The sequence below is a fragment of the Gemmata sp. genome, assembly GCF_051859125.1.
GTDB lineage: Bacteria > Planctomycetota > Planctomycetia > Gemmatales > Gemmataceae > Gemmata.
In genome coordinates this window covers 1-7711 of sequence record NZ_JBHYGG010000145.1, presented here as the reverse complement: position 1 = coordinate 7711, position 7711 = coordinate 1, and the positions used below count along the sequence as shown (strand labels likewise).

The window sequence follows — 7711 nt, the reverse complement described above, 5'->3', positions numbered from 1 at the left end:
GGACGTGAGTCCCCCGGTAGAACCGCGATTCTCATCCACCGGGGGACTCACGTCCCCCGCTCGCCAAAATCCACAGGCCCCCCGTTCGCCCGAGGCCCGATCGGCCACCCGCGGCCGCTTCGTGTAAGATGAACACGAGTACCGCAGAGGGCTACGGACATGATCGAGCGGAAGTACCTGTTCGACGGCGTGATCGAGTTGAACCTCCAGGCCGCCCGGTCGTTCGGCGTCAACATCTACCTGATCGACGGCGGCACCGAGTGGGCGCTGATCGACGTCGGCCAGGAGGACACGCTCGAAGAGGTCATCGAGCTGGTCCGCGAACTCGACTTCCCGCTGTCGAAGTGCAAGCTGCTGATCGCCACGCACGCCGACGCGGACCACGTCCAGGGGCTCGCCAAGGCCCGCACCCGCCTGAAGGCGAAGACCGCCGCGCACCCCCGGGCGGCCGCCGTGCTGGAGGCCGGCGACGCCGTCGAGACCTACGCCAGCATCCCGGCGCAGGACTTCCACATCGAGGGCGGCATGCCCCCGTGCAAGATCGACGTGAAGATCGACGAGGGGACCGACATCAAGGTCGGCAAGCGGAAGCTCCGGGTGTGGTCCACCCCGGGCCACACCCCGGGCCAGCTCAGCTTCCGGCTCGACAACCTGCTGTTCAGCGGCGACAACATCTACCGCGACGGGTGCGTGGGCGCGATCGACGCGCACCACGGGTCGAACATCCCGGACTACATCAAGTCGCTCACCCGCATCCGAGACGACGACGCCGAGTTCCTACTCCCGAGCCACGGCCCGGTGTTCCGCCGCGACCCGAAGATGCTCCAGGCGACCATCGACCGGATCACGAAGTACCAGTACATGGCCGACTTCGGGACGTGCGCCGTCGCGTGGCCGCTCCAGGACGCCCACGAGAAGGACATCGCCGCGGGGAAGATGCCGTCGCTGTGAGTGTTTCGTGTTGGAGAGTGTTGGGAGTTTTCCGTGTGTTGAGTGCTGGGCCGCTCGACTCCACGTTGGCCGCACGAACACCCCCACCGCTCTTCAACACAAGACGCTCACAACACTCTCCAACACGAAACACTCACAACACTCTCCACTACCATGAAAATGGGCCTCGTCGGGTACTCCGGGACGGGCAAGAGCACCGTGTTCCAGTGGCTCACCGGCGAGACGCCGGACCCGTCGAAGGTGCAGCAGGGGCAGACGGCGATGGCCGACGTGCCCGACGACCGGCTCGCGCAGATCGCCGGCGTCCTCAAGCCGAAGAAGACCACGTTCACCAAGGTGTCGGTCCTCGACACGCCGGGGCTGACGCCCGGCGACCAGAAGGACAACGCCCGCCGGCTCGGGATCATCCGCGAGGCGAACGGCATGGTCGTCGTCCTCGACGGGTTCACCCGCACCGACTTCGCAACCCAGCTCGTCAAGTTCCGCGAGGAGTGCCTCTACGCCGACATGGAGATCGTCGGCAACCGCGTCTCGAAGCTCGAAACCACGCTCAAGAAGAAGGCGCGGCCGGCCAAGGAGGTCGAGGCCGACGAGGCCGAGATGGCGCTGATGCGGCGGATCAACGCGGGGCTCGAGGCCGGCACCCCCGCGTCGGGCCTGGGGCTGAGCCCGGACGAGGAGAAGTCGGTCCGGAGCTTCACGCTGCTGACGCTCAAGCCCGAGATCGTGTTCGTGAACCGCGGGGACTCGGGGTTCAACGACCCGCTCCCGGCCGACCTGCTGGCCCTCGCCCCGAACGCGGTCCAGGCCCCCGTGAAGCTCGAACTGGAGCTGGCGGCGCTCGGGGCCGAGGACCGGGCCGCGTTCATGGCCGACCTGGGGGTCGCCGAGTTCAAGCGGGCCGCGACGATCCGCGCGATGTTCTACGGCGTCGGGCGGAACGTGTTCTTCACCGTGGGCACCGACGAGTGCCGGACCTGGTCGATCCCCGCGGGGTGCGAGGCGGTCGAGGCCGCCGGGTGCATCCACACCGACCTGAGCGAGAAGTTCGTGCGGGCCAACGTCATCGGCTTCGCCGACTTCGTCGCGTGCGGGTACTCCGAGAAGGAGGCCAAGGCCAAGGGGCTGCACCGCACCGAGGGGAAGACCTACATCGTCAAGGACGCCGACATCATGGACATCCTCAAGAGCAGTTGACACCGCGCGGCCCGACCAGGGTGTGCCCCGGGGTTCCGGAATCGTGCGACCTCCGGACGCTCCAGGCCCGATCGGCCTCACCGCAAGAGTTGCGGGGTGAGAGACATGCGTCCCGAGGGCTCAATTCGCTGATCGGTATGACGCTCTTTATTCCGGACGAATGGGATGATTCCGGACTTCATAATGGTTCCGGACGTGGGGTGGGGGAGTCGCCCGGAACCATTCTCCTCACCACCACGCCGACGGAATACGCCGCATCCTCATCAGCCCGGAATCCCGCGGCACACCCGCCCGACCAGAAGGCGGAGCCGGCCGCTTGCGGGCGGCCCGCGGTCCGAGTACACTTCAACCAGCGTCGCAAGACGTCCCGCCAGAACATCCCTCCCGCCGGCCCGCCGCACATGCACAAGTCCCCCCTGAGCCCGTTCTGGGTCGCCGCGCTCGTCGCCGTGCTCGGGTCGAACTCCGCGCCGGCCGCGATCACCTGCTCGGCCGCGAAGGTCGAACTCCCGGACGCCTTCGCCGGGCAGCAGTTGCTCGTCTCCGACGGCACCCGCGACGTGACCCGCGAGGCGACCTACGCCAGCAGCAACCCGGCGGTCGCGAAGGTGGACGCCAAGGGGTACGTCTGGGCGGCCGGCGACGGGTCCGCGAAGATCAGCATCACGCGCGGCGGCGACGCGCTCGAAGTGCCGGTGGCGGTGAAGTTCGGCACCGGCCGCCGCGTCGACTTCCGCACCGAGGTGATGCCGCTGCTCAGCAAGCACGGGTGCAACGCCGGCGGGTGCCACGGCAAGGCGTCCGGGCAGAACGGGTTCAAGCTCTCGCTGTTCGGGTTCGACACCGACTTCGACTACGCCGCGATCACCCGCGAGGCCCGCGGCCGCCGGCTGTTCCCGGCCAACCCGGACCAGTCGCTGTTCCTCCAGAAGGGGGCCGGCACGGTCCCCCACGGCGGCGGCAAGCGGCTCCCGCCCGACAGCACCGACTACCTCGTCATCAAGCAGTGGATGATCGCCGGCACCCCGGCATCGGCCCCCGAGGTGCCGAAGGTCGTGAAGCTCCGCGTGACGCCGACCGACTTCGTGCTGCAACCGAAGCAGCGCCAACAACTCGCGGTGGTCGCGGAGTATTCCGACGGCTCGACCCGCGACGTGACCCGGCAGTCCGAGTTCTTCAGCAACCTCGACCCGGTCGCGGGCGTGGACGCCGACGGGCTGGTGAAGGCGGGCGAGGAGCGCGGCGAGGCGGCGGTGATGGCCCGGCACATGGGGTACGTCGCCGTGTTCAAGGCGATCGTCCCGCACGGCCCGGCGCTGGCGGCGATCCCCGAGTTCGTGCCGATCAACAAGGTCGATGAACTCGCGCTCGCGAAGTGGAAGAAGCTCGGCCTGAAGCCGAGCCCGACGTGCGACGACGCGACGTTCGTTCGCCGCGTCACGGTCGACCTGTGCGGCCGGCTGCCGACTCCCGCTGAAGCGAAGGCGTTTCTCGACGACAAGGCCGCCGACAAGCGCGTGAAGCTGATCGACAAGCTCCTCGACTCGCCCGACTACCCGGCGTTCTTCGCGCTGAAGTGGGGCGCGATCCTCCGGAACTCGAACCTGGCCGGGGCCGATCAAGCCGCGGTCGCGTTCCACCGCTGGATCAAGGACTCGGTCGCCCGCAACCGGCCGTACGACGAGTTCGTTCGCGGCATCGTGGCGGCCGCCGGCGAGTGGCAGGACGCGCCGGCCGTGAACTGGCTGTGGCAGAACCGCGACGACCAGTTGCACCAGGTGACGGCCGACGTCGCGCAGATCTTCCTCGGCACGCGGCTCCAGTGCGCCAAGTGCCACCACCACCCCTACGAGCGCTGGGGGCAGGCCGACTACTACGGCTTCGCCGGGTTCTTCACCCGCCTCGGCCGCAAGAACTTCGGTCAGCCGCCGCCGTACTACGCCTCGGCCACGCCGACGACCGGCGAGAAGGACCCCACCACCGGCAAGACGCCCGAGCCGAAGTTCCTCGACGGCCCGCGCGGGAAGTTTTCGCCCGACGAGGACCCCCGCCACGGCCTCGTCGACTGGATGGTGAAGCCCGAGAACCCGTTCTTCTCGCAGTCGCTGGCGAACCGCATGTGGGGCCACTTCCTGGGTCGCGGGCTGGTGAACGAGGTGGACGACCTGCGCGAGACGAACCCGCCGTCGAACCCCGAACTGCTCGACTGGCTCGCGAAGGACTTCGTGGCGCACAAGTTCGACGTGAAGCACACGATCCGCACGATCGCCAACAGCCGCGTGTACCAACTGAGCGCCGAGCCGACCGACGGCAACCGGCACGACCGGCAGAACTTCGCCCGCTACTACGCCCGCCGCATGCCGGCCGAGGTGTTCCTCGACGCGGTGAACGCGACCTGCGGCACCAAGGGCGGGTTCCAGGGCGTGAGCGCCAACGCCCGCGCCATCGACCTGCCGCACGAGGGGTTCGGGTCGTACTTCCTCGACACGTTCGACCGGCCGAAGCGGGTGACGGTGTGCGAGTGCGAGCGAAGCACCGGCGCGACGCTCGGGCAGGTGCTGCTGCTGGCGAACTCCGAGGAGATCGAGGGGAAGATCGCCGACGGCAACGGCCGCATCGCGAAGCTGTTCAAGGACAAGAAGCCCGCGACCGAGGTCATCGAGGACCTCTACCTGACGGCCCTGAGCCGCCGCCCCACCGCCGCCGAGCAGAAGCGGCTGACCGAGTACATCGACAACGCGAAGGACAAGCAACGCGCCGCCGAGGACGTCCTCTGGGCCGTCCTTAACACCCGCGAGTTCATGTTCAACCACTGACCCAGGGGCGGAAGTCTGGACCCGTAGAATTGCTTGCGGAACTGGCACCGGCTTGAGGAACGGTCATGAGCGAAGCGACGATCGAATCCCTGGAGAAGCGGATCGAGGCGCTCGAACAGAAGTTTGCCGAACGCGACGCACCCAAGAAGGACTGGCGGCGGAGCGTCGGCATGTTCGACGGCAGCGAGGTCATGAAGCAGATCGATGACGAAGTGGCCGCGATGCGGGAAGCGGAGCGCCGGGCGGTTCGCGAGGGACGCTCGGAATGATCCAGCTCGACAGCGATCACCTGACGGCTCTCAAGTACACGACCGGCGAGCGATCTCTGCGGTTGCGCGCCAGACTCGGTGCCGTTGTTGATGAGGTCGTCGGCACGACGGTGGTCAACGTCGAGGAGCAGATGCGCGGATGGATGGCGGTACTCGCGAAGGAACGGCAACCCCGCCGTCAAATCGCGGCGTACCACGAACTGGCCCGACTGTTCGACTTTCTCCACCCGTACCACATCGCCCTCCTCACGGAGGCGGCAGTGGACCTCCTGGACCAGTACGGCGGCATCCAGATCTCAAAATCCGACCGGAAGATTGCGGCGATCGCGATCGCCAACGATGCACTGCTGCTGACCGCAAACAGACAAGATTACGAGCAGATTCCCGGACTCCGCTTCGAAAACTGGATGGACTAACCCATGCTCGAATTCGCCACCAGCCGCCGTTCGTTCCTCCGCGTCGGGGCGCTGGGCCTCGGCGGGCTGACGCTCCCGGGGTTGCTCGCGGCCCGCGCCAGGGCGGGGCAGTCGCCGACCAGCAACGAGAAGTCGGTCATCCTCATCTGGCAGGCCGGCGGGCCGTCGCACATCGACATGTACGACCTGAAGCCGAACGCGCCGGCCGAGATCCGCGGCGAGTTCAAGCCGATCAGCACCAACGTGCCCGGCATCCAGATCGGCGAACTGTTGCCGCTTCAGGCCAAAATGTTCGACAAGCTCTCGGTCGTGCGGTCGGCGTACCACACGAACGCGGGCCACGGCATGGGCTCGCAGTGGATGCAGACCGGGTACCACGCCACCATCGAGGTGAACGACAACATCTACCCGAGCACCGGGTCGGTCGTCGCGAAGCTCAAGGGCGCGAACGACCCGGGCCTGCCGGCCTACGTGAACCTCCCGCGGAAGGTGCCGTTCGGCAGCGCCGCGTACCTCGGCGCGTCGTACAACCCGTTCACCCCGGACGCCACCCCGAACGACGCGGGCTTCCAGGTGCGGAACCTGCGGCTGCCGGGCCGGGTCAGCGCCGAGCGCCTGGAGAACCGCAAGAAGCTCGTCGCCGACATCGACACGCTCCGCCGCGACGTGGACGCCAAGGGCGACATCAGCGGGCTCGACACGTTCTACCGCGACGCGATGGAGATGGTGACGAACACGAAGGCGCAGCAGGCGTTCGACGTGAACAAGGAGGCCGCCAAGCTCCGCGACAAGTACGGCCGCAACGACCTCGGCCAGAGCTGCCTGCTGGCGCGACGGCTCGTCGAGGCGGGCGTCACGTTCGTGTCGATCCAGGCCGGCGGCGGGTGGGACACGCACGCGAACAACTTCACCGAGCTGAAGAAGAAGCTGCTCCCGCAGTTCGACGCGGGCGTGTCGGCGCTCGTGGAAGACCTGTGCGACCGCGGCTTGCAGGACGACGTGCTGGTGATGGCGATGGGAGAGTTCGGCCGCACGCCGAAGATCAACAAGGACGCGGGCCGCGACCACTGGCCGGGCGCGATGAGCGTGCTGTACGCGGGCGGCGGGCTGAAGATGGGCCAGGCGATCGGCACCACCGACTCGACCGCCGCGTACCCGACCTCGAAGGCGTACACCCCGGGGTGCGTGCTGAGCACGATGTACCACGTCCTCGGGATCGACCACCGCCACGTGTTCTACGACGACGGCAAGCGCCCGATGCCCGTCCTCGCCGAGGGCGACCCGATCCGCGAACTCGTGGGTTGAGGCGGACCATGGGGTCGTTCGCATTGCCTCCGGACCAGGGGTTTGTGCCGCAGAGCCGGCACCGCACCCCTGGCTACCTTCGGTCGCCCCTCCGGGGCTGAGTTCACGGGAACGCCCCCTGGCGATCTGGTTCTTGCAGTCGCGGAGCGACGACCGACGGTAGCCAGGGGTGCGGCGAGTGCAGCGAGCAAACCCCTGGACCGGGGGCGAATGAGGAGCACAGCCCCGGAGGGGCGACCGAACACCCGAGGTGTCCCGTGCCGCAGACGTACACCTGCCTGCACTACCACCTCGTGTTCAGCACCAAGCACCGGCTCCCGACCATCACCCCGGAACTACAACCGCGATTATGGGAGTACCTCGGGGGCGGCGTCCGCGGTCTGGGCGGCATCCCGCTGCAGATCGGCGGCGTCGAGGACCACGTTCACCTGCTCGTCACGCTGCGGCAGGAGCCGGCGCTGAAGGACGTGGTGCGTGACCTCAAGGCGGGTTCCTCGGGGTGGGTTCACGACACGTTCCCCGACGCTCGCGACTTCTGGTGGCAGTCGGGGTACGGTGCGTTCACCGTGAGCCACTCGAAAACCGGGCGGGTGAGGGCGTACATCGAGAGACAGGCCGCGCACCACAAGAAGATGTCGTTCCAGGACGAGTTGCGGGGGCTGCTCCGGAAGCACGGGATCGACTTCGACGAGACGTACCTTTGGGACTGATCCCGGATCTGTGGGATTCGTATTGGTCCGAGCCCGAGCGCCGAGCG

Annotated in this window: 7 protein-coding genes; all 7 read left to right on the top strand. The window is 67.8% G+C overall.

Features of this window, described 5'->3' with window-relative positions:
- Positions 1 to 159 precede the first annotated feature (159 nt).
- The 7 genes from ACTIGN_RS14410 (at position 160) to tnpA (ending at position 7664) form a co-directional block, all read left to right on the top strand.
- A complete protein-coding gene (locus tag ACTIGN_RS14410; protein ID WP_439624962.1) occupies positions 160 to 951 on the top strand; it encodes an MBL fold metallo-hydrolase in 792 nt (263 codons plus the stop codon).
- Positions 952 to 1104: 153 nt separating this feature from the next.
- Complete coding sequence (locus ACTIGN_RS14405) at positions 1105 to 2148, top strand: DUF933 domain-containing protein (protein WP_439624960.1); 1044 nt, start codon at positions 1105 to 1107, stop codon at positions 2146 to 2148.
- Positions 2149 to 2549: 401 nt separating this feature from the next.
- The gene (locus tag ACTIGN_RS14400) at positions 2550 to 4964 is read left to right on the top strand and encodes a DUF1549 domain-containing protein (RefSeq protein ID WP_439624958.1); all 2415 of its coding nucleotides are present in this window, start codon (positions 2550 to 2552) and stop codon (positions 4962 to 4964) included.
- 65 nt (positions 4965 to 5029) lie between these two features.
- Positions 5030 to 5233, top strand: a complete 204-nt coding sequence (locus tag ACTIGN_RS14395) for a hypothetical protein (RefSeq protein WP_439624956.1) — start codon at positions 5030 to 5032, stop codon at positions 5231 to 5233.
- A complete protein-coding gene (locus ACTIGN_RS14390) occupies positions 5230 to 5649 on the top strand; it encodes a type II toxin-antitoxin system VapC family toxin (RefSeq protein ID WP_439624954.1) in 420 nt (139 codons plus the stop codon). Before ACTIGN_RS14395 ends, ACTIGN_RS14390 begins: the two co-directional genes overlap by 4 nt.
- A 3-nt stretch (positions 5650 to 5652) precedes the next feature.
- Positions 5653 to 6954 (top strand): DUF1501 domain-containing protein, encoded by a 1302-nt coding sequence (locus ACTIGN_RS14385; RefSeq protein ID WP_439624952.1) that lies wholly within the window; start codon positions 5653 to 5655, stop codon positions 6952 to 6954.
- 257 nt (positions 6955 to 7211) lie between these two features.
- Entirely contained in the window at positions 7212 to 7664 is a 453-nt protein-coding gene (gene tnpA, locus ACTIGN_RS14380) for an IS200/IS605 family transposase (RefSeq protein WP_439624950.1), read from the top strand.
- Positions 7665 to 7711: the final 47 nt, after the last annotated feature.

Bases quoted from the DNA above. Each gene is read 5' to 3' on its own strand.
- ACTIGN_RS14395 (WP_439624956.1), top strand. From the start codon at position 5,030: ATGAGCGAAGCGACGATCGAATCCCTGGAGAAGCGGATCGAGGCGCTC.
- ACTIGN_RS14400 (WP_439624958.1), top strand. From the start codon at position 2,550: ATGCACAAGTCCCCCCTGAGCCCGTTCTGGGTCGCCGCGCTCGTCGCC.
- ACTIGN_RS14385 (WP_439624952.1), top strand. From the start codon at position 5,653: ATGCTCGAATTCGCCACCAGCCGCCGTTCGTTCCTCCGCGTCGGGGCG.
- ACTIGN_RS14390 (WP_439624954.1), top strand. From the start codon at position 5,230: ATGATCCAGCTCGACAGCGATCACCTGACGGCTCTCAAGTACACGACC.
- ACTIGN_RS14410 (WP_439624962.1), top strand. From the start codon at position 160: ATGATCGAGCGGAAGTACCTGTTCGACGGCGTGATCGAGTTGAACCTC.
- ACTIGN_RS14405 (WP_439624960.1), top strand. From the start codon at position 1,105: ATGAAAATGGGCCTCGTCGGGTACTCCGGGACGGGCAAGAGCACCGTG.